Origin of the sequence: Enterobacter cloacae complex sp. 2024EL-00214 (assembly GCF_043945575.1) — a bacterium.
GTDB lineage: Bacteria > Pseudomonadota > Gammaproteobacteria > Enterobacterales > Enterobacteriaceae > Enterobacter > Enterobacter cloacae_P.
This window is the reverse complement of record NZ_JBIMRC010000016.1, coordinates 68,067-91,992: the sequence shown is the minus strand read 5'-3', so window position 1 is coordinate 91,992 and position 23,926 is coordinate 68,067. Positions and strand designations below refer to the sequence as shown.

17 protein-coding genes and 1 pseudogene are annotated in these 23,926 nt (G+C 53.5%); 5 read left to right on the top strand and 13 right to left on the bottom strand.

What is annotated here, in order from left to right; all coding sequences use genetic code 11:
- Positions 1–301 precede the first annotated feature (301 nt).
- Positions 302–1,345, top strand: a complete 1,044-nt coding sequence (locus ACHHZ6_RS17445; protein ID WP_182272471.1) for an aminopeptidase — start codon at positions 302–304, stop codon at positions 1,343–1,345.
- 138 nt (positions 1,346–1,483) lie between these two features.
- On the opposite strand, the gene cysH is transcribed toward ACHHZ6_RS17445, so the two are convergent.
- From cysH to cysJ, 3 genes are read right to left on the bottom strand one after another with little or no spacing between them, the layout of a single operon-like run.
- Complete coding sequence (gene cysH / locus ACHHZ6_RS17440) at positions 1,484–2,218, bottom strand: phosphoadenosine phosphosulfate reductase (RefSeq protein ID WP_395122788.1); 735 nt, start codon at positions 2,216–2,218, stop codon at positions 1,484–1,486.
- 15 nt (positions 2,219–2,233) lie between these two features.
- Positions 2,234–3,946 carry an assimilatory sulfite reductase (NADPH) hemoprotein subunit gene (gene cysI / locus ACHHZ6_RS17435; protein ID WP_182272473.1) on the bottom strand — a complete coding sequence of 571 codons (1,713 nt, stop codon included), beginning with the start codon at positions 3,944–3,946 and terminating at the stop codon, positions 2,234–2,236.
- Positions 3,946–5,751, bottom strand: coding sequence for an NADPH-dependent assimilatory sulfite reductase flavoprotein subunit (gene cysJ / locus ACHHZ6_RS17430; RefSeq protein ID WP_395122787.1), 1,806 nt, complete (start codon positions 5,749–5,751; stop codon positions 3,946–3,948). The genes cysI and cysJ overlap by 1 nt, the downstream gene beginning before the upstream one ends.
- Positions 5,752–6,053: 302 nt before the next feature.
- Between cysJ and queD the strand changes: the two genes are divergently transcribed.
- Complete coding sequence (gene queD / locus ACHHZ6_RS17425; protein ID WP_182272475.1) at positions 6,054–6,419, top strand: 6-carboxytetrahydropterin synthase QueD; 366 nt, start codon at positions 6,054–6,056, stop codon at positions 6,417–6,419.
- A gap of 77 nt (positions 6,420–6,496) precedes the next feature.
- Positions 6,497–7,695 (top strand): annotated as a pseudogene (locus ACHHZ6_RS17420) (IS4 family transposase).
- Between the two features lie 27 nt (positions 7,696–7,722).
- Here ACHHZ6_RS17420 and queE read toward each other — a convergent pair.
- The gene (queE, locus tag ACHHZ6_RS17415) at positions 7,723–8,394 is read right to left on the bottom strand and encodes a 7-carboxy-7-deazaguanine synthase QueE (RefSeq protein ID WP_182918871.1); all 672 of its coding nucleotides are present in this window, start codon (positions 8,392–8,394) and stop codon (positions 7,723–7,725) included.
- 451 nt (positions 8,395–8,845) lie between these two features.
- On the opposite strand from queE, the gene ACHHZ6_RS17410 reads away from it, so the two are divergent.
- A complete protein-coding gene (locus ACHHZ6_RS17410; RefSeq protein WP_182272477.1) occupies positions 8,846–9,955 on the top strand; it encodes an SDR family oxidoreductase in 1,110 nt (369 codons plus the stop codon).
- A gap of 56 nt (positions 9,956–10,011) precedes the next feature.
- On the opposite strand, the gene eno is transcribed toward ACHHZ6_RS17410, so the two are convergent.
- The 5 genes from eno to rlmD all read right to left on the bottom strand — a co-directional run bounded on the left by eno (position 10,012) and on the right by rlmD (position 17,886).
- Positions 10,012–11,307 (bottom strand): phosphopyruvate hydratase, encoded by a 1,296-nt coding sequence (gene eno, locus ACHHZ6_RS17405; RefSeq protein ID WP_182272478.1) that lies wholly within the window; start codon positions 11,305–11,307, stop codon positions 10,012–10,014.
- Between the two features lie 81 nt (positions 11,308–11,388).
- Positions 11,389–13,026 carry a glutamine hydrolyzing CTP synthase gene (gene pyrG / locus ACHHZ6_RS17400; protein ID WP_182272479.1) on the bottom strand — a complete coding sequence of 546 codons (1,638 nt, stop codon included), beginning with the start codon at positions 13,024–13,026 and terminating at the stop codon, positions 11,389–11,391.
- Positions 13,027–13,249: 223 nt separating this feature from the next.
- The gene (gene mazG / locus ACHHZ6_RS17395; protein WP_395122786.1) at positions 13,250–14,041 is read right to left on the bottom strand and encodes a nucleoside triphosphate pyrophosphohydrolase; all 792 of its coding nucleotides are present in this window, start codon (positions 14,039–14,041) and stop codon (positions 13,250–13,252) included.
- A 71-nt stretch (positions 14,042–14,112) separates the two neighbouring features.
- A complete protein-coding gene (relA, locus tag ACHHZ6_RS17390) occupies positions 14,113–16,344 on the bottom strand; it encodes a GTP diphosphokinase (RefSeq protein ID WP_182272481.1) in 2,232 nt (743 codons plus the stop codon).
- Between the two features lie 150 nt (positions 16,345–16,494).
- Positions 16,495–17,886 carry a 23S rRNA (uracil(1939)-C(5))-methyltransferase RlmD gene (gene rlmD, locus ACHHZ6_RS17385; protein ID WP_395122785.1) on the bottom strand — a complete coding sequence of 464 codons (1,392 nt, stop codon included), beginning with the start codon at positions 17,884–17,886 and terminating at the stop codon, positions 16,495–16,497.
- Between the two features lie 57 nt (positions 17,887–17,943).
- Here rlmD and barA point away from each other — a divergent pair, with 57 nt between their 5' ends.
- Complete coding sequence (gene barA / locus ACHHZ6_RS17380; RefSeq protein WP_182272482.1) at positions 17,944–20,703, top strand: two-component sensor histidine kinase BarA; 2,760 nt, start codon at positions 17,944–17,946, stop codon at positions 20,701–20,703.
- Between the two features lie 37 nt (positions 20,704–20,740).
- On the opposite strand, the gene ACHHZ6_RS17375 is transcribed toward barA, so the two are convergent.
- From ACHHZ6_RS17375 to ACHHZ6_RS17360, 4 genes are all read right to left on the bottom strand, one after another.
- The gene (locus tag ACHHZ6_RS17375) at positions 20,741–21,886 is read right to left on the bottom strand and encodes a glycerate kinase (protein WP_395122784.1); all 1,146 of its coding nucleotides are present in this window, start codon (positions 21,884–21,886) and stop codon (positions 20,741–20,743) included.
- A gap of 240 nt (positions 21,887–22,126) precedes the next feature.
- On the bottom strand, positions 22,127–22,576 hold the full coding sequence (locus ACHHZ6_RS17370) for a flavodoxin (RefSeq protein ID WP_182272484.1): 450 nt from the start codon (positions 22,574–22,576) through the stop codon (positions 22,127–22,129).
- Positions 22,577–22,591: 15 nt separating this feature from the next.
- Positions 22,592–23,374: a tRNA pseudouridine(65) synthase TruC gene (truC, locus tag ACHHZ6_RS17365; protein ID WP_182920060.1), complete on the bottom strand. Its 783-nt coding sequence runs from the start codon at positions 23,372–23,374 to the stop codon at positions 22,592–22,594.
- Entirely contained in the window at positions 23,374–23,703 is a 330-nt protein-coding gene (locus ACHHZ6_RS17360) for a YqcC family protein (RefSeq protein ID WP_182272485.1), read from the bottom strand. Before ACHHZ6_RS17360 ends, truC begins: the two co-directional genes overlap by 1 nt.
- Between the last annotated feature and the right edge of the window lie 223 nt (positions 23,704–23,926).

Sequence of the window (23,926 nt, the reverse complement as noted above, 5' to 3'; positions counted from 1 at the left end):
AACCGTTCCTTAAGCCAGAATCACCGCAGAAGAACGGAAGTTCTCTGCGTCTGTTGTATGTTGAACGTGCTGTGCAACTAACAACCGGGAATAGTGGGACTATAGGGGGCGGCTTAGATCGAATGAAATTACGAATTGGAATGAGTAGTTACTCAATGGAATAACGACACAGAAATACAAATATCAAAAAGTGCTTAACATGCGAAATATCGGGCATTTAAGAGCATTTCAAATTGTGCATACGGGATCACAGTTTCATACTAAGCAGGTTAAAAATTTGCTCTGTTTTTAAGGACTCACTATGTTATCCGCAACGCGCCACCGTATGGCTGCCCTGGCGCTCGGCGTTTGCTTTATCCTTCCGGCTCAGGCAAAAAATCAACCGTATGGTGAAATCGCCAATATGCAGGCGCGGCACATTGCAACGGTCTTTCCTGGTCGCATGACCGGCACGCCAGCAGAGATGCTCTCTGCAGACTATATTCGCCAGCAGTTTGCGGATATGGGTTACCAAAGTGATATCCGATCGTTCCACAGCCGCTACATCTATACCTCACGCAACAAAACGAAAAACTGGCATAACGTGACCGGCAGCACCGTCATTGCTGCACACGAGGGCCACGCCGCCCAGCAGATTATTATTATGGCGCATCTCGATACCTACGCGCCGATGAGCGATGCCGATATCGATAATAACCTCGGCGGGCTGACGCTGCAGGGAATGGATGATAACGCGGCCGGTCTGGGCGTCATGCTCGAACTGGCCGAGCGCATGAAGAATGTCCCGACAAAATACGGAATTCGCTTTGTCGCGACCAGCGGTGAAGAAGAAGGAAAACTCGGCGCTGAGAATATCCTTAAGCGCATGAGTGCAGAAGAGAAGAAAAATACGCTGCTGGTGATTAACCTCGATAACCTGATCGTGGGCGATAAGCTCTATTTCAACAGCGGACAAAGTACCCCTGGCACCGTGCGTAAACTCACGCGAGACCGGGCGCTGGCCATTGCCCGTAATCAGGGTGTGTATGCTACCAGCAATCCTGGCGGCAACCCGGCGCATCCAAAAGGAACCGCCTGTTGTTCCGACGGTGAAGTATTCGACAAAGCGGGTATTCCGGTACTGTACGTTGAGGCCACTAACTGGACGCTGGGCAAGAAAGATGGCTATCAACAGCGTGCCAAATCGAAAGCCTTCCCGGACGGGACAAGCTGGCATGACATCAGACTGGATAATCAGCAGCACATTGATAGCGCGCTACCGCAAAGAATTGAACACCGCAGTCGCGATGTGGTGAAAGTGATGTTGCCGCTGGTGAAAGAACTGGCGAAAGCAAATAAGGCTTAGTGCTGCCTGATGCCCTCACCCCGACCCTCTCCCACAGGGAGAGGGAGGATATAGGATCACCCCGCCCCTCTCCCACAGGGAGAGGGAGGATATAGGATCACCCCGCCCCTCTCCCATGTACGGTCCGGGGACATGGGATCACCCTTCGTGCAACCCGCACTCGCGCTTCAGCCCAAAGAATCGCGTCTCTTCTTCCGCCATTCCCGGCTCCCATTTACGCGTGGTGTGGGTATCGCCGACTGACAGATAGCCCTGATCCCACAGCGGATGGTACTTCAGCCCGTGTTTTTGCAGGTACTGGTAAACCGTACGGTTATCCCAGTCAATAATCGGCAGCACTTTGAACACACCGCGCTGAACAGCCAGCACCGGCAATGTCGCCCGGCTACCGGACTGCTCGCGGCGCAGGCCCGCAAACCAGGTCTGCGCGTTGAGCTCTTTCAGCGCACGGTTCATCGGCTCGACTTTGTTGATCTCATTGTATTTATCAATGCCCTCAACACCCTGCTCCCACAGCTTGCCGTAACGCGCCTCCTGCCAGGCCGCGCTCTGCTCTGCACGGTAGACTTTCAGGTTCAGTTTGAGCGTGTCCGTCAGCTCATCAATAAACTGGTAGGTTTCCGGGAACAGGTAGCCGGTATCGGTGAGGATCACCGGAATGTCCGGTCGAATTTGATTCACCAGATGCAGGCTGACCGCCGCCTGGATACCAAAACTCGACGAGAGAACATAGTCACCCGGCAGGTTTTCCAGCGCCCACGCCACTCGCCCTTCGGCGTCCAGTTTTTCCAGCTCTGCGTTGGTTTCCGCCAGTGCCAGAATACGTTCAACTTTTGGCAGTTCGTTAAGGGCGTTTAGATCGAGTACGGACATAATTACCTCTCGTGGTTACTCCCAGAAATCCCGTGCGGGATCGAGCACCGGGCGAATGATGCCCGCACGCACCGTAAAGTCACCGAAGCCTTCACCCGCTTCGCGCTCTTTCGCCCAGCGCCCGACAAGCTCGTCAATGGAATCGAGAATTTCCGGTTCCGTAATATTTTCGCGATACATACGCGGAATGCGTGTACCCATCCGGTTGCCGCCGAGATGCACGTTGTAGCGGCCCGGCGCTTTACCGACCAGCCCCAGTTCGGCCAGCATCGCGCGGCCACAGCCGTTCGGACAACCGGTCACACGCATCACAATGTGCTCTTCAGGAATACCGTGCTTTTCCAGAATCGCTTCCACTTTATCGGTGAACGACGGCAGGAAGCGTTCGGCTTCCGCCATCGCCAGCGGACAGGTCGGGAATGACACGCAGGCCATCGAGTTTTCACGCTGCGGTTTGACCGCATTCATCAACCCGTGATCGCGTGCCAGCTTCTCGATCTTCGCCTTCTGGCTATCCGGCACACCGGCAATGATCAGGTTCTGGTTGGCGGTAATGCGGAACTCACCTTTGTGGATCTTAGCAATTTCCAGCAGACCGGTTTTCAGCGGACGGCCTGGATAATCCAGAATACGACCGTTTTCGATAAACAGCGTCAGGTGCCATTTATTGTCGATACCTTTTACCCAGCCGATGCGATCGCCACGACCGGTGAATTCGTACGGACGGATCGGCTCAAACTTAATACCCGCGCGACGCTCTACTTCTTCTTTGAACGTCTCGACGCCTACGCGCTCCAGGGTGTATTTGGTTTTCGCGTTTTTACGATCGGTACGGTTACCCCAGTCACGCTGAGTGGTGACTACCGCTTCCGCCACGGCCAGCGTGTGCTCCAGCGGCAGGAAGCCGAACTCGCTCGCGGTGCGGGCATAGGTCTTCTTGTTACCGTGTTCAATGGACAAACCGCCGCCCACCAGCAGATTAAAGCCCACCAGCTTGCCGTTTTCGGCAATCGCCACAAAGTTCATGTCGTTGGCGTGCAGATCGATATCGTTCTGCGGCGGGATCACCACCGTGGTTTTGAACTTACGCGGCAGATAGGTCTGGCCGAGGATCGGTTCTTCGTCGGTGGTGGCGACTTTTTCCTGATCGAGCCAGATCTCCGCATAAGCGCGGGTACGTGGCAACAGATGCTCAGAAATTTTCTTCGCCCACTCATACGCTTCTGCATGCAGTTCGGACTCAAATGGGTTCGAGGTGCACAGCACGTTACGGTTCATATCGTTGGCGGTCGCCAGCGCGTCCAGGCCAACAGAGTGCAGCATCTGGTGTACCGGCTTCACGTTCTTCTTCAGAATACCGTGGAACTGGAAGGTCTGACGGTTGGTCAGACGAATGCTGCCGTAAATAGTATTGTCATGGGCAAACTTGTCGATCGCCTGCCACTGTTTGGTGGTGATAACCCCACCCGGCAGACGACAGCGCAGCAGCATTGCATGACGCGGCTCCAGCTTTTGTTCAGCACGCTCGGCGCGGATGTCACGGTCGTCCTGCTGGTACATACCGTGGAAACGGATCAACAGGAAGTTATCGCCTTTGAAACCGCCGGTCAGACCGTCATTTAAATCTTCGGCAATGGTGCCGCGCAGGTAGTTACTCTCAACCTTCATGCGCTCGGCATCAGACAGTTTGCCTTCGACCACCAGTGGGCCAGGATGTTTTTCACTCATTAGTAGACATCTCGCTGATAACGGCGCTCAACGCGCAGCTCACTTAAAAATTCATCCGCCGTTTCGGCATCCATACCGCCGAATTCGGCAATCACGTCCAGTAACGTCTGCTCAACGTCTTTCGCCATGCGATTGGCGTCGCCGCAGACATAAATATGGGCACCGTCATTGATCCAGCGCCACAGCTCTGCACCCTGTTCGCGCAGTTTGTCTTGTACGTAGACTTTTTCTTTTTGGTCGCGAGACCAGGCCAGATCGATGCGCGAAAGTACGCCTTCTTTGACGTAGCGCTGCCATTCAACCTGGTAGAGGAAATCGTCGGTAAAGTGCGGGTTGCCGAAGAACAGCCAGTTTTTGCCCGGCGCTTCATTTGCTGCGCGCTGCTGCATAAATGAACGGAACGGTGCAATACCGGTGCCCGGGCCAATCATAATGACCGGCGTCTCCGGGTTTGCTGGCAGACGGAAGTTATCGTTGTGCTCGATAAAGATCCGGACTTCGCCCTCTTCTTCTACACGGTCAGCCAGGAAGCCTGATGCTCCCCCCGTACGCGCACGGCCTTCGATGTCATAACGCACCACGCCCACGGTGACATGCACTTCGCTCTCCACTTCTGCCTGCGAAGAGGCGATGGAGTACAGGCGCGGCGTCAGTGGACGCAGCAGGCTAATCAGCGCATCGGCATCCAGTTGAGCAGGAGAGAAACGCACCATATCGACAATCGGGGTAGTTGCCGCGTAATGCTGCAATTTCGCCTTGTCGCCAACCAGCGGCAGCAGTGATTCGCTGCGCGTTAAGGTGGCATAGTTCTCAACGATATTGATGGTGTTTACCGTCAGCTCGAAATGCCACTGCAGCGCTTCGCTGAGCGGCAGTGTTTTACCTTCCACGGTGACAGGTTCGTTACCTTTCAACCACAGCAATTCAACCAGCTCTTTCACCAGCGCAGGATCGTTCTGATACCAGATCCCCAGCGCATCACCGGGTTGATAACGCAGACCCGAGTCACCAAGATCGATTTCGATATGACGCACATCTTTTTCAGAGTCACGGCCAGTAATTTTCTGGTTAACGGAAAGCGTCGCCGTCAGCGGAGTCTCTTTGGTGTATGGCGTGGAGTGAATATCATTGACGGCCCCCGTCGCCGTGAGTGTTGCCTGCGCCGATGTCTCTTTCGGAACACGGGCTTTCAGCACCTCAACAATACGCGAGCGCCATTCAGCTGCCGCAGTCTGGTATTCCACATCGGCGTCGACTCTGTCCAGCAGGCGCTCTGCGCCCAGTTCCGCCAGTTTGCTGTCAAAATCTTTACCTGACTGGCAGAAGAATTCATAGGAGGTATCGCCCAGGCCGAACACGGCAAAGGCAGTGCCCGCCAGTTTTGGCGCTTTTTTCGAGAACAGGAACTTATGCAATGCCACCGCTTCTTCAGCAGGCTCACCCTCACCCTGCGTTGAAGCCACAACCACCAGCAGTTTTTCTGACGCGATTTGTTTGAATTTATAATCCCCGGCGTTCACCAGGTTCACGTGCAGTTTGGCTGCGAGCAGATCATCACGTAGCGCTTCGGCAACACGGCGGGCATTGCCCGTCTGCGAGGCGGAGATAAGCGTAATGGCCGGGGTCTCAACGGCAGTCGCAGGAGCAGCAACAACGGCTCCTGCCTGTTGGTTAAGCATTCCCCAGAAATAGCCGGACACCCAGGCAAGCTGAGTGGGTGAAAAATCAGTGGTGGCAGCCTGAAGGCGCGCCAGTTGCTCCGGGTTCAGGGGAAGCAAGTTTGAAGGTGGGGCCTGTGTTGTCATGCGTCGTTATGTTCCAGTAGCAAAGCGGAATTTATGCAAAAAGACCAAACTAGGGATAAGGTTAACGGCGGGGATAATAACAATTAAAGAAGGGATGGAAATAATAAATAACCAAATGGACTAACCTGTTTTAGTTATCGTTCTTAACGATAAAACCGATTATTTAACAGATTGAAATTAAAAGACAAAAAACAGGAAAAGTGTCTGACAGGCAGGGTTCACACCTTAAAGCCGTTTTAGTTAATGATAAAAATTGTGCTTTCCGGTACTATGCGGCGGTTTTTTCCGCATTACTGAGAGCGATGATGTCCACCACACTGTTTAAAGATTTCACCTTCGAAGCCGCCCACCGCCTTCCGCATGTCCCTGAAGGGCATAAATGTGGCCGCCTGCATGGGCACTCGTTTATGGTGCGTCTTGAGATCACCGGTGAAGTCGATCCGCATACGGGTTGGATCATGGACTTTGCCGAACTGAAGGCCGCCTTCAAACCAACCTACGATCGTCTGGATCACTACTATCTGAATGACATCCCGGGCCTTGAAAACCCGACCAGCGAAGTGCTGGCAAAATGGGTCTGGGATCAGATGAAACCGCTGGTACCACTGCTGAGCGCGGTGATGATCAAAGAAACCTGTACGGCAGGCTGCGTATATCGCGGAGAGTAAAAAAATCCCGGTCAGACCTAATGCCGATCCGGTGGGCGGTGTAAAAAGGGTTCATGTTCATCATGGACCCTTTTTAAATGGAACTTTCACAAGCTCCCGGCATTATCAATGTCACCTCCCCTGAGCACGCCCGTAGCCTTTCTGACCTCATTCCCCCTGAATTCATTCAGAAGGCGCTAACGCTGACGGATACTGTCACGCTTCGCAAACGCAAACTTCCTCTTGAATCCATGATCTGGCTTGTCGTTGGCATGTCCATTTTCTGCAATCGCCCCATGACTGAGATTGTGAATCTGATGGATATCACTGACAGGACCGGTGAGCCTTTTACCGCCCGCAGCTCAGTCATTCAGCGCCGGAAAACAGCGAAGCCTTCAGCAGACCTGCCGGACGGAATGGTATCGGTGGCTATCCGCAGGTCCGGATGATCTGCCTGATGGACCTGAGCAGCCATCTGATTAATGCCAGCGTCTTTGACAGCGAGAACGTCAGCGAAATGCGACTGGCAGCGCAGCTGGCAGAGAGAACACCGGATGAGAGTATCACTTTGTTCGATAAAGGATTTTACTCACCGGGACTGCTTCATCACTGGCAAACGTGCGGAGAAAAACGGCACTGGCTGCTACCGCTGAAAAAACACACCCAATATGAAGTCGTGCATAAACTGGAGCGCGGCGATGAGTTTGTTGAACTGACAACCAGCCCACAGGCCCGAAAACAGTGGCCTGCACTCCCCGAGCGGTTCACAGCCAGACTGCTGACCCGAACGATTAATGGTAAAGAAAGGCGGGTCCTGACATCCCTGACATCTCTGACATCCCTGACAGACCAGAATCGTTATCCTGGCAATGATATCAGCGTGTTATATCGTCACAGATGGGAAATTGAACTGGGTTATCGGGAAGCGAAGCAAGGGATGCTGGACAATCGCTGGACGTTACGCAGCAAACTGCCAGAACGGGTGCGACAGGAGTTATGGGGTGTGCTGCTGACTTACAACCTGGTGAGATACCAGATGGTAAGGATGGCGTTCGAACGGAAAGGAGATTATCTGCCTTATCAACTGAGCTTTAGCGGCTCAATAAGTGAAATCACCCGGCTGCTGATAACGTTGCCATGGGCTTCACCGGGTAAGATGCCGGGCGAGTTAAGAACGTTGTATGAGAAAGCAAAATGGCTGGTATTACCCGGAAGAAGAGAGCGAAGTTACCCTCGGGAGTTAAGAGAAAAATCCCAGAAATACCCGACGAGAAAAACTGCTGGTCATCTTAAGTGACCAGCATTACGGTCAGACCGGGCTTTTTTATGCAATGTTCAAATACTTGTGCGTCTGCATCGACAACCGCCAGTTGCGGGCGATACATGTTTCAATGCACAGACGCGTGGCATCGTCTTTCTGACTGATCGGCTGCAGGGCAATGACCCGCTGCTTTTCATCGGTGAGCGTTGCCAGCAGTTCATCCAGCGCTTCAATATCACGCACGCGACCAACCGGATGTTTGATCTCATCGGCACGTTCCAGCGCCTGAGACAGCACCTCATATCCACCGCGCATACTTACTTTTGGCGATACCGTCACCCAGGTGGCATGTGAGCAGCGCACTTCATGGGTACCGCTGGTTTCAATCTGGCAGCTATAGCCGTTCTTTTCGAGCAACTCAGTCAACGGCGTCAGGTCGTGGATGCAGGGTTCACCGCCGGTGATCACCACATGGCGGGCCGTCCAGCCCTGGCGACCAATGATAGCCAGCAGATCTTCCGAACTTCCCGCACCCCACTTATCGCTCTCTTTGGTTTTGGCCAGAATGCTAAACAGCGACACTTCCCGATCTGCGAGTTTATCCCACGTATGTTTGGTATCACACCAGGCACAGCCAACCGGGCATCCCTGCAAGCGGATAAAGATAGCGGGAACGCCGGTAAAGTAACCCTCGCCTTGCAGGGTCTGGAACATCTCGTTAATCGGGTACTGCATAGTCATCTCAGTTAAGGGGATAAACGATAAGTATCGCAGATCCCCGCCTGAGGATCATGCTCCATCGGTGCTTTGAGGAAAAATTGATGTGAAAAAGCGGTAAACCGATTATTTCATTTTTGTCTGCTATTTTTATTTTCCGGTTTAACTGTGCCGCCTGAGGCTCTTTTATTTATTCATCACATGAATTCATAATGTAACAAATTATTTTAGTTTTTACAGTTAGACGTAACTAACTCCATAAGATAAAAATCTTTTAAAACAGTTAATTAGTCATTTTAAGTTTAAATAATGAATTTTTCACCCCCTGTTGTTGTCAAAAAAACTACGGCCAATTTCATTACCTTAAAATAAGCTTAAGATGTCACTCGACAGGGCTTTTTTTTATTTAAATGCCGTTTACTTTTACCCGCCTACAATCCGCCTCATCTATCATAATGAGACGGTATCCATGAAGACGTTATTGATTACAGGCGTGACCGGATTTCTGGGCGGTGCAGCACTTGAAAAAATCCTTAATAGCAACGAACCCGTAAGGTTACTCCTGCTCGCGCGTGCCAGCGACCAACAAAAAGGGCTGGAGCGCGTGAAAGAGAACATGCGTAAATTCAACGTCCATGAGGATAAACTGGCCTCGCTGAAAGCGGAGGATATCCTCATCGGCGATCTCAGCCAGCCTGAGAGTTTCCTGGACGATCCTCGTCTGGAACAGGTGACGCATGTTCTTAACTGCGCAGCCGTTGCGTCATTTGGTAATAACCCGCTGATCTGGAAAGTTAACGTTGAGGGCACGCTGGCGTTGGCTCGCCGCATGGAGCAAGTGGCCACATTAGAGCGTTTCCTGCACGTGGGTACAGCCATGTCCTGTACGCCGGAGCAGGATTCACTGGTAGCCGAAAGCGCGGAATTCAGAGAGAGCGCCGAGCACCTGGTGGAATATACGTACTCGAAATCCACTATTGAGCAGATGATGCGTCAGCATTGCCCAAATCTGCCACTGCTTATTGCCCGTCCATCCATCGTCGTCGGCCATACCCGTCACGGCTGTGCGCCTTCAAGCAGCATTTTCTGGGTCTTCAGCATGGGACTGATGCTGCAAAAATTTATGTGTTCGATGGAGGACAAGATCGATGTTGTGCCGGTGGACTACTGCGCCGATGCACTGTTAATGCTCCTCTACAGCAATGCTCGTCCAGGGGAAGTTGTGCATATTTCTGCCGGGGAAGAGAACAGCGTTCGTTTTGCGGATATTGATAACGCAATGGCGCTGGCACTGGAGAAAGCGCCTGTCGGTGATAAGTACGCTCAGGTGAGCTACGAAACGCTGGTCAGAATGCGTCGCGAGCTGAAGGATATTTTTGGCCCGTGCAATGAGCGTCTGATGTTGAAAGCGATGCGTTTATACGGTGCCTTTGCCACGCTGAACGTGCGCTTCAGCAATGATAAGCTGCTGAGCATGGGGATGCCAAAACCCCCTCGCTTTACGGACTACATTGCCCGCTGCGTTCAGACCACCCGGGGGCTGACTATTCCGGAGCAAATGGAAGTCGATTTTAAATAGCCAAAAAAAATGCCAGTCATTCGACTGGCATTTTCATTTCAAGGGATTAAAGGCTATTACTGGCCTTTGATCTCTTTACGACCATTGTATGGTGCTTTTTCGCCCAGAGCTTCTTCGATACGAATCAGCTGGTTGTATTTAGCAACACGGTCAGAACGGCTCATAGAACCTGTTTTGATCTGGCCTGCAGCGGTACCAACAGCCAGGTCAGCGATGGTAGCATCTTCAGTTTCGCCAGAACGGTGAGAGATAACTGCAGTGTAGCCAGCGTCTTTCGCCATTTTGATCGCAGCCAGAGTTTCGGTCAGAGAACCGATCTGGTTGAATTTGATCAGGATGGAGTTAACGATGCCTTTATCGATACCTTCTTTCAGGATCTTGGTGTTGGTTACGAACAGATCGTCACCAACCAGCTGGATTTTGTCGCCCAGTACTTTAGTCTGGTATGCGAAACCAGCCCAGTCAGACTCGTCCAGACCGTCTTCGATAGAAACGATTGGGTACTGTTTGGTCAGGTCTTCCAGGAAGTGAGTGAACTCTTCAGAGGTGAACGCTTTGTTGCCTTCGCCAGCCAGAACGTATTTACCGTCTTTGTAGAATTCAGATGCTGCACAGTCCATTGCCAGGGTGATGTCTTTGCCCAGCTCATAGCCAGCTGCTTTAACCGCTTCAGCGATTACAGCCAGTGCTTCGGCGTTAGAACCCAGGTTTGGCGCATAGCCACCTTCGTCACCAACAGCAGTGTTCATACCTTTAGCTTTCAGAACTTTAGCCAGGTTGTGGAACACTTCAGAACCCATACGTACCGCTTCTTTCAGGGATTTCGCGCCAACTGGCTGAATCATGAATTCCTGAATATCAACGTTGTTATCTGCGTGCTCACCACCGTTGATGATGTTCATCATTGGTACTGGCATGGAGTATTTGCCTGGGGTGCCGTTCAGTTCAGCGATGTGCTCGAACAGAGGCATACCTTTCGCAGCAGCTGCCGCTTTGGCGTTCGCCAGAGAAACGGCCAGGATGGCGTTCGCACCGAAGTTAGATTTGTTTTCAGTACCGTCCAGATCGATCATGATCTTGTCGATGCCAGCCTGGTCTTTGGCGTCTTTGCCAAGGATTGCCTGAGCAATAGGACCGTTTACAGCGCCAACAGCTTTCAGTACGCCTTTGCCCATGAAACGGGATTTGTCGCCATCGCGCAGTTCCAGCGCTTCGCGGGAACCAGTAGAAGCACCTGATGGAGCAGCTGCCATACCGACGAAACCACCTTCCAGGTGAACTTCAGCTTCAACGGTCGGGTTACCACGGGAGTCGATGATTTCACGACCGATGACTTTAACGATTTTGGACATTAGATTTTCCTCAGTACAAGTTAAACTAAAACTCCAGACAAACAACGCGTACCAAAGGTACGCGTTGCCGTTCTAACTTTTTTACTTCGCCTGACGCTTCTGGTAATCGCTGGCGGCCTTCACAAAGCCTGCAAACAGCGGATGTCCATCACGCGGCGTAGAAGTAAATTCCGGGTGGAATTGGCAGGCAACGAACCACGGATGGTTAGGCACCTCAATGATCTCGACTAACTGATCATCCCCGGAACGGCCCGCAACACGCAGACCCGCAGCTTCAATTTGTTTCAACAACATGTTGTTGACTTCGTAGCGGTGACGATGGCGCTCAGTAATGGTTGGCTCGCCATACAGCTTGCGAACCACGCTATCGTCGGACAACTGGCAGGCCTGTGCGCCAAGACGCATTGTGCCACCCAGATCGCTCTTCTCTGTACGGACTTCAACGTTACCGTCTTCGTCACGCCATTCAGTGATAAGCGCCACGACAGGGTACTTACAGTCTGGCACAAATTCCGTAGAGTTCGCGTTTTCCATTCCTGCTACGTTGCGCGCAAATTCGATCAGCGCAACCTGCATACCCAGGCAGATGCCGAGGTATGGAATATTGTTTTCACGCGCATAGCGTGCAGTGGCGATCTTGCCTTCCACACCACGGTAGCCAAAGCCACCAGGGATCAGAATCGCATCCAGACCTTTCAGAATTTCTACGCCACGCGTTTCAACATCCTGCGAATCAATCAGCTTGATGTTAACGGAGACGCGGTTCTTCAGACCGCCGTGTTTCAGCGCTTCGATAACGGACTTATAGGCATCCGGCAGCTCAATGTACTTGCCGACCATACCGATAGTCACTTCACCTGCCGGATTAGCTTCTTCGTAAATAACCTGTTCCCATTCAGACAGGTTAGCTTCCGGACAGTTCAGGCTGAATCGTTTACAAATATAATCGTCCAGACCCTGTGATTTCAACAGGCCCGGGATTTTATAAATGGAATCGACATCTTTCATTGAAATAACGGCTTTTTCAGGCACGTTACAGAACAATGCAATTTTCGCACGTTCGTTCGCCGGAACAGCGCGATCGGAACGGCAAACCAGGATGTCAGGCTGAATACCGATGGAGAGCAGTTCTTTCACAGAGTGCTGAGTCGGCTTGGTTTTCACTTCACCAGCCGCCGCCAGGTAAGGCACCAGCGTCAGGTGCATGAACAGCGCATGTTCACGACCAATATCGACCGCCAGCTGGCGAATCGCTTCCAGGAACGGCAGGGATTCGATATCACCTACAGTACCGCCGATTTCAACCAGCACAACGTCATGGCCTTCGCCACCCGCAATAATGCGTTCTTTGATTGCGTTAGTGATGTGCGGGATAACCTGAACGGTAGCACCCAGATAGTCACCACGGCGCTCTTTACGCAGAACGTCGGAGTAGATACGGCCAGTCGTGAAGTTATTACGACGGGTCATTTTGGTACGGATGAAACGCTCGTAGTGGCCAAGATCCAGATCGGTTTCAGCGCCGTCTTCAGTAACGAACACTTCCCCGTGTTGGATTGGGCTCATGGTGCCAGGATCGACGTTGATGTACGGATCCAGTTTCATCATGGTCACATTGAGGCCACGGGCTTCAAGAATGGCTGCGAGGGAGGCTGCGGCAATGCCTTTACCCAGAGAGGATACGACCCCGCCGGTCACAAAAATATAGTTCGTTGTCATGCTGAACCTGAGAAGTTAGGGTGAAACGATGGAATAACCAGGACGGGAAAGTAGTATACCCGAACACGGCGAGCGCCACAAACTTTCATTCTCCGTCTCCTTTCCAGGCGATGACAAACATAAGGAGTGAGAAAATAGCCCGTTTTGGGTAAATGTTTTTGACGCAAATCAAGCGCTTGTCATTTAAAAAATCACACAAATTGCGCTTGATCGCAAAATTCCGTTAGAGATCAGATTCCTGGCGTTTTACTTCCTGCCAGACTTCTTCCATCTCTTCGAGGTCAATTCCGGTCATTTCCAGGCCGCGCGAAGCCACAATTCGCTCAACTTCGCGAAAACGACGTTCAAACTTAATGCTGGCTTTTTGCAGCGCGGTTTCCGCTTTTACTCCCAGATGGCGGGAAAGATTGACCGTGGCAAACAGCAGGTCACCCATCTCCTCTTCCAGCTTTGCTTCATCCACGACGGCCTGCTGCGCTTCGTGCATCACTTCGTCTATCTCTTCATACACTTTTTCCAGCACCGGGCCAAGAGATGTCCAGTCAAACCCCACGGTGGAGCAGCGTTTCTGCATTTTTTGCGCACGCATCAGTGCAGGCAGGCTCAGCGGGATGTCGTCCAGCGCAGAGTGCTGGGATTTTTCAGCACGCTCGGCGCTTTTAATCTGCTCCCAGCGGGCCAGCACTTCGGCGCTGTTGTCTGCAGTAGCATCACCAAAGATATGCGGATGGCGGCGTTCCAGTTTGGAACTGATGGCCGCGCAGATGTCGTCAAAATCAAAACGTCCCTCTTCCTGTGCCATCTGCGCATAGAATACGACCTGGAAAAGCAGGTCACCCAGCTCGCCGCGCAGGTCGTCAAAATCCTCGCGTGAAATGGCGTCCAGCACTTCATAGGTCTCTTCGAGGGTGTATGGGGCGATGGTGGCAAAAGTCTGCTCTTTGTCCCACGGACAGCCGTTTTCCGGGTCGCGCAGGCGTTGCATGATGCCGAGCAGGCGGTCGATTTGAGTCATAATTCTGTCCTGATGAAAAAAAGAAATGCCGGGTGGCGGCTGCGCCTGACCCGGCCTGTCGAAGAGGGCGCTTAACCGCCGTGCAGGCGACGTGCGTCAATCACATCCGGCACCTGGTTCAGTTTGCCAAGCACGCGGCCCAGCACCTGCAGGTTATAGATTTCGATGGTCATATCGATGGTGGCAAGCTGTTCGCGGGTATCGCTGCGGCTGGCAACGCCCAGCACGTTAACTTTCTCGTTGGCAAGAATGGTCGTGATATCGCGCAGCAAGCCGCTACGGTCGTTAGCGGTAACGCGCACCACCAGCGAGTAACCGGAGGAGTAGCTTTCTCCCCAGACCGCTTCCACGATACGCTCCGGCGCATGCGACTGCAGCTCAGCAAGCTGATCACAGTCAGAACGGTGAATTGAGATCCCACGCCCCTGCGTGATAAAGCCGACGATATCGTCTCCCGGAATCGGCTGGCAGCAGCGGGCAATGTGGTGCATCAGATTGCCCACGCCTTCCACAACCACGCGACCGTTGTCTTTGCTGCGCTGCTGCGGTGCATAGTTTTTTTGCTGAAGCTGTTTCAGCGCGGCCGCATCCTGTTCTGCCGCACTTGGCTTGTTAAACTGCGCCTGCAGGAAATTCACCATCTGATTCAGACGGATATCACCGCCACCAATGGCCGCTAACAGCTCATCAAGCTCATTGAAGTTGTAACGCGGCAGCAGATGTTTTTCAGCTTCTTTGAGGCTAATCCCGATATGTTCCAGCTCGTCGTCCAGGATCTGGCGACCGGCAAGGATATTCTTGTCACGATCCTGCTTGCGGAACCAGGCATGAATTTTGGAGCGCCCGCGGCTGGTGGTGACATAACCCAGGTTCGGGTTCAGCCAGTCCCGGCTTGGGTTTGGCTGTTTCTGGGTGATGATTTCAATCTGGTCGCCCATCTGCAGCTGATAGGTGAACGGCACAATTCGCCCGCCAATCTTCGCGCCAATGCAGCGGTGCCCCACATCACTGTGAATGTGGTAGGCAAAGTCGAGCGGTGTTGAACCAGCAGGCAGGTCGACAACATCGCCTTTCGGCGTAAAGACGTATACCCGGTCATCGAAGACCTGGCTACGCACTTCGTCGAGCATCTCGCCAGAATCGGCCATCTCTTCCTGCCACGCAATCAGCTTACGCAGCCAGGCGATACGATCTTCATGACCAGATCGTGCACCGCCAGAGGTACCCTCTTTGTATTTCCAGTGCGCGGCCACGCCCAGCTCGGCGTCTTCGTGCATCTGTTTGGTGCGGATCTGAATTTCAACCGTTTTGCCGCCAGGGCCGAGCACAACGGTATGAATAGACTGGTAGCCGTTAGGTTTCGGGTTCGCGACATAGTCATCGAACTCATCCGGCAGGTGGCGGAAGTGAGTATGCACTATCCCCAGCGCGGCGTAGCAGTCCTGCAGACGTTCCGCCACGATGCGCACCGCACGCACGTCGAACAGCTCGTCGAAGGCGAGATGTTTCTTCTGCATTTTGCGCCAGATACTGTAGATGTGTTTTGGTCGACCATAGACTTCGGCGCGCACATTCTCTTCTTTCATCGCCAGACGCAGTCCGCCGACAAACTCATCGATATAGTGTTCGCGGTCAATACGGCGTTCATGCAGCAGTTTAGCAATGCGCTTATATTCTGCCGGGTGCAGGTAGCGGAAACAGTAATCTTCCAGCTCCCATTTCAGCTGCCCGATCCCTAAGCGGTTCGCCAGTGGCGCATAGATGTTTGTACACTCTTTGGCAGCCAGTACGCGCTCGTCTTCAGGTGCATCCTTCACTTCACGCAGGTGCGCAATTCGCTCGGCAAGCTTGATAACCACGCAGCGGAAGTCATCCACCATTGCCAGCAGCATGCGGCGAACGTTATCGACCTGTTCTGAAGAGACGGAATCAGTGTGCGCAGCCTTAAGCTGGCGGATGGCTGCCATATCGCGCACGCCGTGGATCAACGCGACGACAGATTTACCGACGCTTTCTCGCAGTACATCTTCAGTGACCACATCAGCATCGGCTAATGGGAACAGAAGCGCGGCCTGCAGCGTTTCGATATCCATGTTCAGCATGGATAAAATTTCGACCATCTCCACGCCGCGCCACAACAGCAAATCAGCGTCCGGATGCCCCTGTGTGGTGCGTAGACAATAGGCCCAGGTTTCGGTTAAGCGTTCACACGACTGCTGGCTGGAAATCCCCAGACTTGCGATCCATTTTTGTGGGTCAAACTCCCCAGCTTTATTGAGATGTGCACTTCTTACCGCAACCATTGTCCTCTCCTTTAGGGACCTGGGCCTGTCGAAGTCGACAAGCCAAACTAATTATACCCGTCATACTTCAAGCTGCATGTGCGTTGGCTGCACTCACTCACCCCAGTCACTTACTTATGTAAGCTCCTGGTGATTCATTCGTTTGCCGCGTTACTCGGCCTGCGGCCTCGCCCCTTCGGGGCCAGCGCAAGCGCTGTTCAAAACGCCAGAGCGTTTTGTCCTGCAACTCGAATTATTTAGTGTATCTATATGCTCAAACAACACCATTGATTCCAGATGCCCAGTGTGCGGGAACATGTCCAGCATTGCCAGACGCTGAATCTGGTAACCCGCGCTGATTAATGCCTCACTATCCCGCGCAAGCGTTGCCGGGTTACAGGAAACATAGACCACACGCTTCGGCGCGAGTTTAATAATATGTTGCATCACGCCAGGTGCGCCTGCCCGGGCCGGGTCGAGCAGAATTTTGTCGAAGCCCTGCGTTGCCCACGGCTGCTGAGTGACATCTTCCTCAAGATTTTGGTGAAAAAATGTCACATTTTGCAAACCGTTCTGTCGGGCATTTTCTTGCCCTTTGGCAACCAGCGCCTCAACACCTTCTACCCCCACCACACTTGCCGCTTTCTGAGCCAATGGCAGCGTGAAATTCCCCATACCGCAGAACAGATCGAGCACCCGGTCACTCTTTTGTACATCCAGCCATGACAACGCCTGTTCAATCATCTTCTGATTCACGCCATCATTTACCTGGATGAAATCCCGCGGGCTGAACGTTAAGCGTAGCCCGTTTGACGCATACCAGGGCGCATCTCCTGTAACCTGTTCTAGTATCTCGCTTTGTGGGGCGAGGAAAAGCACCAGCTCGTGGGAATGCGAAAAGCGTTCCAGTTTTTCACGGTCTTTTTTCGACAGTGGCGCGGTATGGCGCAGCACCATCAGCGGGCCATTGTTTGCCTGAACCAGTTCAACGTGTCCGAGGTGACGAACCCCATCCAGCTCAGACAGACAGGTGCGCACTTCCGGGAGCAACGCCTCAAGATGGGGCACCAAAATGGGGCACTGCCTGATATCGACGATATCGCTGGAGCTGGCCTTGCGAAACCCCATCTCCAGCCGCCCGGTTTTTGGCTGATAGTTGAGGCTCAGACGGGCGCGACGACGGTAACCCCAGGGCTGGTCGGCGATAATCTCGTTAACCTCATGCTTAAGCAGGCGCGCCAGTGCGCTACTTTTACTTTTTTGCTGTAAACCTATGCTGGCATGCTGTTGCTGACAGCCGCCACAGACGCCAAAATGCGGGCAGCGCGGCACCACGCGTTCAGGGCTATCACTCAGTCGGCGCTTCACCTGGCCACGCGCGTACTGGCGCTTATCTTCCGTCAGCGTAATTTCTGCTCGTTCTGTTGGCAGCAAACCTGTTATAAACAATGCTTTACCATTATGACGCGCAACCCCCTGACCAAAGGGATCGAGGTCTGTGGCTTCAACAGTTATGATCTGACGCGTCGTCACGCGTCGCTTTGCAGAGTAGAATTGCGCCATCGCTGAGATTGTTCTCAAATAAATTTAGTGACCCTAATTGTCCCATAACGGAACGCCATGACCAACTACAGCCTGCGTGCACGCATGATGATTTTGATCCTCGCCCCCACCGTACTTATCGGTTTGCTGCTGAGTATCTTCTTTGTGGTGCATCGCTATAACGATTTGCAGCGACAACTGGAAGATGCCGGAGCCAGCATTATTGAACCGCTGGCCGTCTCCAGTGAGTACGGGATGAACCTGCAAAACCGCGAATCTATTGGTCAGTTAATCAGTGTGTTGCATCGTCGACACTCGGAGATCGTGCGCGCCATTTCCGTTTACGATGAGCATAACCGCCTGTTCGTAACCTCGAATTTTCATCTCGACCCTGCGGAACTGAAAATCCCGGACGGTACGCCGTTCCCGCGCAATCTCAGCGTAATGCGGCATGGCGATATCATGATCCTGCGCACGCCTATTATCTCGGAAAGTTACTCCCCTGATGAGTCTGCCCAGTCCGACGCCAAATCCACCAATAATATGCTGGGATATGTGGCGCTGGAGCTGGATCTCAAGTCTGTACGGCTGCAGCAGTACAAAGAGATTTTTATCTCCGGCGTGATGATGCTGTTCTGTATCGGTATTGCGCTAATCTTTGGCTGGCGACTGATGCGCGACGTCACGGGGCCAATCCGTAATATGGTCAACACCGTTGACCGCATCCGGCGGGGCCAGCTCGACAGTCGTGTGGAAGGATTTATGCTGGGCGAACTGGATATGCTGAAAAACGGCATTAACTCGATGGCGATGTCGCTGGCGGCATACCACGAGGAGATGCAGCATAACGTCGACCAGGCCACCTCCGATCTGCGTGAAACGCTGGAGCAGATGGAGATTCAGAACGTCGAGCTGGATCTGGCGAAAAAACGCGCCCAGGAAGCGGCGCGCATTAAATCTGAATTCCTGGCAAATATGTCGCACGAGCTGCGCACGCCGCTAAATGGCGTGATCGGCTTTACCCGCCTGACGCTGAAAAGCGAGCTTAACCCAACCCAGCGCGATCACCTGCACACCATTGAACGCTCGGCCAATAACCTGCTGGCTATCATCAACGACGTGCTGGACTTCTCCAAGCTGGAAGCCGGTAAGCTGCTTCTGGAGAGCATTCCCTTCCCGCTGCGCAGTACGCTCGATGAAGTGGTGACGTTGCTCGCCCACTCATCACACGACAAAGGGCTGGAGCTGACGCTCAATATCAAGAACGACGTGCCGGATAACGTCATTGGTGACCCGCTGCGTCTGCAACAGGTCATCACCAATCTGGTGGGTAACGCCATCAAGTTTACTGAAAGCGGCAACATCGACATTCTGGTCGAAAAACGGGCGCTCAGTAATAACAAGGTACAGATTGAAGTTCAGATCCGCGATACGGGTATCGGTATTCCGGAGCGCGACCAGTCGCGTCTTTTCCAGGCGTTCCGTCAGGCAGATGCGAGCATTTCCCGCCGCCACGGCGGTACGGGTCTGGGGCTGGTGATCACGCAAAAACTGGTGAAAGAGATGGGCGGAGATATCTCTTTCCACAGTCAGCCAAACCGTGGGTCAACCTTCTGGTTCCATATTAGCCTGGACCTCAATCCGAACGTATTGACAGATATCCCGGTGACGGATTGCCTGAAAGGAATGCGTCTGGCCTATGTTGAGCCTAACGCAGCGGCGGCACAGTGTACGCTGGATATTTTAAGCACCACGCCGCTGGAGGTTGTCTACAGCCCAACGTTCTCTGCACTGGCCGTCGAGCATTACGATATTTTGCTGATGGGGGTCCCGGTCACCTTTACCGGCGAACTCACGATGCAACAGGAGCGCCTGGCGAAAGCTGCATCAATGACCGATTACCTGCTGCTTGCCCTGCCGTGTCATGCCCAAATCAACGCGGAAGAGTTGAAAAATGACGGAGCGGCCGCCTGCCTGCTTAAGCCACTCACCGCCACACGCTTGCTGCCAGCACTCACGGAGTATTGTCGCCTGAGCCAGCATGCCGTGCCGCTGATTGACGATGAACAAAAGCTGCCGATGAGCGTCATGGCGGTGGATGATAATCCGGCCAACCTGAAGCTGATAGGTGTACTGCTTGAGGATCAGGTTCAGCACGTTGAACTGTGTGCCAGCGGTGCTCAGGCGGTCGAACAGGCTAAACAGATGCAGTTCGACTTAATTCTGATGGATATTCAGATGCCAGGTATGGACGGTATTCGCGCCTGTGAGCTGATACACCAGCTCCCGCACCAGCAGCAAACCCCGGTCATTGCCGTGACAGCACATGCGATGGCCGGTCAGAAAGAGAAACTTCTGAGCGCCGGAATGAATGATTATCTGGCAAAACCGATTGACGAAGAAAAGCTGCACAACCTGTTGCTGCGCTATAAACCGGGACATATCAGCGGGACGTATACCGTTTCTGCCGAACCGGTTGAGATCAACATCAACCATAATGCCACTTTTGACTGGCAGCTTGCGCTACGCCAGGCGGCCGGGAAGGCCGATTTAGCCCGTGAAATGCTGCAAATGCTGGTCGCGTTCCTGCCGGAAATTCGGAATAAGATTGAAGAACAACTGGTGGGAGAGAACCCGGAGGATCTGCTGGAGGCCATCCACAAGCTGCACGGCAGCTGCGGCTACAGCGGGGTACCACGGCTGAAAAATCTCTGCCAGTTGCTGGAGCAACAGCTACGAGCTGGCATGCCAGAATCGGAGCTTGAACCGGAGTTTCTGGAACTGCTGGATGAGATGGATAATGTGACGCGGGAAGCGATGAAGTTATTGGGAAACTAGAACCATTGCCGGGCGGCGACGTCGCCTGACCCGGCATTCAGCGTTTCAACCCCTGTCCCACTTTCAGCACCGCCGCAATATTCCTCGCCGCCAGCTGCACATTCTCGCTGGCATTATCCAGCGCATCTTCCAGCGAACAAATGGTATAAAGCACGCTAAACACCGCGTCGATACCGTGTTCATGCACCACGCCGACATCCGCCGTCAGACTACCCGCAATACCAATAACCGGTTTGTTGTAGCGTTTGGCGACTCTCGCCACGCCGACAGGCACTTTGCCGTGGATAGTCTGGCTGTCAATACGCCCTTCACCCGTGATAACCAGATCCGCATCGGCGACCTGCTCCGCCAGGTGCAACGCATCCGTGACAATGTCGATGCCCTGGCGCAACTGAGCGCCACAAAAGGCGTACAGTGCCGCCCCCATTCCGCCAGCCGCCCCGCCACCGGCGAGGTTTGTCACATCAATACTCAGATCCCGGGCAATAACCCGCGCGTAGTGGGCAAGCGCGTTGTCCAGGGTGACGACCATCTCCGGCGTGGCCCCCTTCTGTGGCCCAAACACCGTTGACGCGCCCTCTTCGCCGATGAGCGGATTGGTCACATCACAGGCCACCTCAATCCGGCAATCAGCCAGACGGTTGTCCATCTCGCTCAGATCGATATGCGTCAGCCGTGACAATTCGCCGCCACCTGGCCCAATGCGTTGCGCTTTGGCATCAAGCAGTTTTGCCCCCAGCGCCTGCACCATACCCGCACCACCGTCATTGGTTGCACTGCCACCAATGCCGATAATGATATGTTTCACACCAACATCCAGTGCATGACAAATAAGCTCGCCGGTTCCCCATGAGGTGGTTTTCAATGGGTTACGTTGCGAAGGCGCGACCAGCGCCAGGCCGCTCGCCGCCGCCATCTCAATAAATGCGCGCTGCCCGTCGCCGGATAACCCATAAAACCCGTCCACGCGCTCACCCAGCGGGCCGGTCACCGGAACATGAACTATTCGCCCCTGAGTTGCCGCGACCATCGCCTCTACCGTACCTTCGCCACCATCAGCAACCGGCAGTTTGACGTAGTGCGCCGAAGGAAAAATCTCGCGAAAACCGCGTTCTATCGCCGTCGCAACCTCAGGAGCACTCAAACTTTCCTTATATGAGTCCGGCGCGATCACAATTTTCATAGGTCACCCTTACGCATACTCACTGCATTAAGCATATATCTGCACTGCCCTTTTGGTCATGGAGGGGAAAAGTATATGTCGGAGGGAGTGATGTTCTCACCGTGCAGGAACACAACATTGCGGTGATGATGAGAGGTTGTTTAGGGCATAAGCCCAACGCGCAGGAAGAGACTTCATGGAATTGGGGTTCGTTGCCGGGCGGCGGCGACACCTGACCCGGCCAACGGTTCATGCGGGGCGTTATTTCAGCAAGGTCGCCCAGTGCTCAACCCACGGATTCGATTCACTTTCTGGCTCCGGATGTTCACCGGCATCAATCAGCAACATGTCGCCAACGCGCTGGGCACTCTGTTCCTGCAAAAGCGCGTCAAACTGCTTACCGCCGCCACAAAAATTGGCATAGGAGCTGTCACCGAGGGCGATAATGCCGTAGTGAACATCCGGCTGATAACCAAGCTGGTCTTTAATCCCCTGGAAAAGCGGTACGATGCTGTCAGGTAAATCGCCCTGGCCTGTTGTGGAGGTCACAACCAGAATGTATTTGTCTTTGTACTTTTCCCAGTCAGCAAGCTCCGGGTCTTCATAGACCGTGGCTTTATGGCCCTGGTTCGCAAGGATGGCTTCCGCCTCCTCAGCAACCAGCAGCGAGTTGCCGTACATCGTGCCGACAAAAATACCAACTTCAGCCATGTTATGTTCCCTTAATTATTGCGCTTGCTGTTCATCCTGAACGCTGCCCGGTACAAACTCAACCCTTTCATTTTCGGGGAGTTGCCCCAGCCAGCCAAACTGTGACAGTGCCTGCATCCAGATGTCGTCCAGCCCTGCCCGAATGGTCAGGGGTTCGCCGGTAAACGGGTGTGTCAGGCTCAGTTCGCTTGCATGCAGCATCAGACGATCGCAGCCAAAATGCTCTGCCGCGCTACGGTTCTGGCGCAGATCGCCGTGCTTGCTGTCGCCAATAATCGGATGGCGAAGATGTTTCAGGTGACGGCGGAGCTGATGTTTGCGCCCGGTTTTGGGCAAAAGCTCAACCAGACTATAGCGGGTGGTGGGGAATTTACTGGTAGCCACCGGCATTTCTGTTGTTGCCATGCCGCGATAATCCGTCACGGCGGGCTGCGGGCCTTTGTCATCACGGGCAAATTTATCGGCAATTTTGTCCAGCTCTTCCACCAGCGGATAATCAAGCCGGGCAGTCTCCGTCAGCCAGCCGCGCACAATCGCGTGGTAGCGTTTCTGGATCTGATGCTGTTCAAACTGCTGCGCCAACAGGCGGCCCGCTTCGCTGGAAAGCCCCATCAACAGTACGCCGGATGTCGGTCTGTCCAGCCGGTGTGCGGTAAAAACATGCTGACCAATCTGGTCACGCACGGTTTGCATCACCACCACTTTCTCGTCGCGATCCAGCCAGCTACGGTGTACCAGCCAGCCTGACGGTTTATTCACCGCCACCAGCCACTCATCCTGATAGAGGATCTCAAGCATCATGCATCATCACCGGCAAACAGTGCATCCAGCCTTTCTAACTCAGGCAGCATCACGTCGCGCGCAGGATGCGTCGCCTCAAGTGCCATTTCATAATAGGGCGAAACAGCAAACGTCTGCGGCAGCGGGTGGCCACCTTCGAGCAGCGCGTGCATGCGCGGAATTAACACCCACTGGAGCCACTCAAACGGTGCCAGCGTATCCAGGCAAAACGGCTGGGTGCTTGCGAACGCTTCTGGCTGCGGCGCGGTCTCCTGCCACAGCTGATGTTGGCGCAATAGTGCTTCGATGGCGTGCAACCGGGCACGAACGCTATCGTGTTGCGTCATAGTAACCTCAACTGAAAAACTGAACGGCGCGCAGCATAGCATTGCAGGACGCAGAAATAAAAAAAGGGAGCACTGTAAAAACAGTGCTCCCGGTTCGTTCCGCAGCATTCCAGCTACAATTTGTGCTCCCTGCTCATCCGTGACAACTTTTCCTGAGGCCCGAAGGCATGGTCATCCGTAAACCTTTTGCATCCTGCTCACATCATCCTGATGTGCTGTTTCA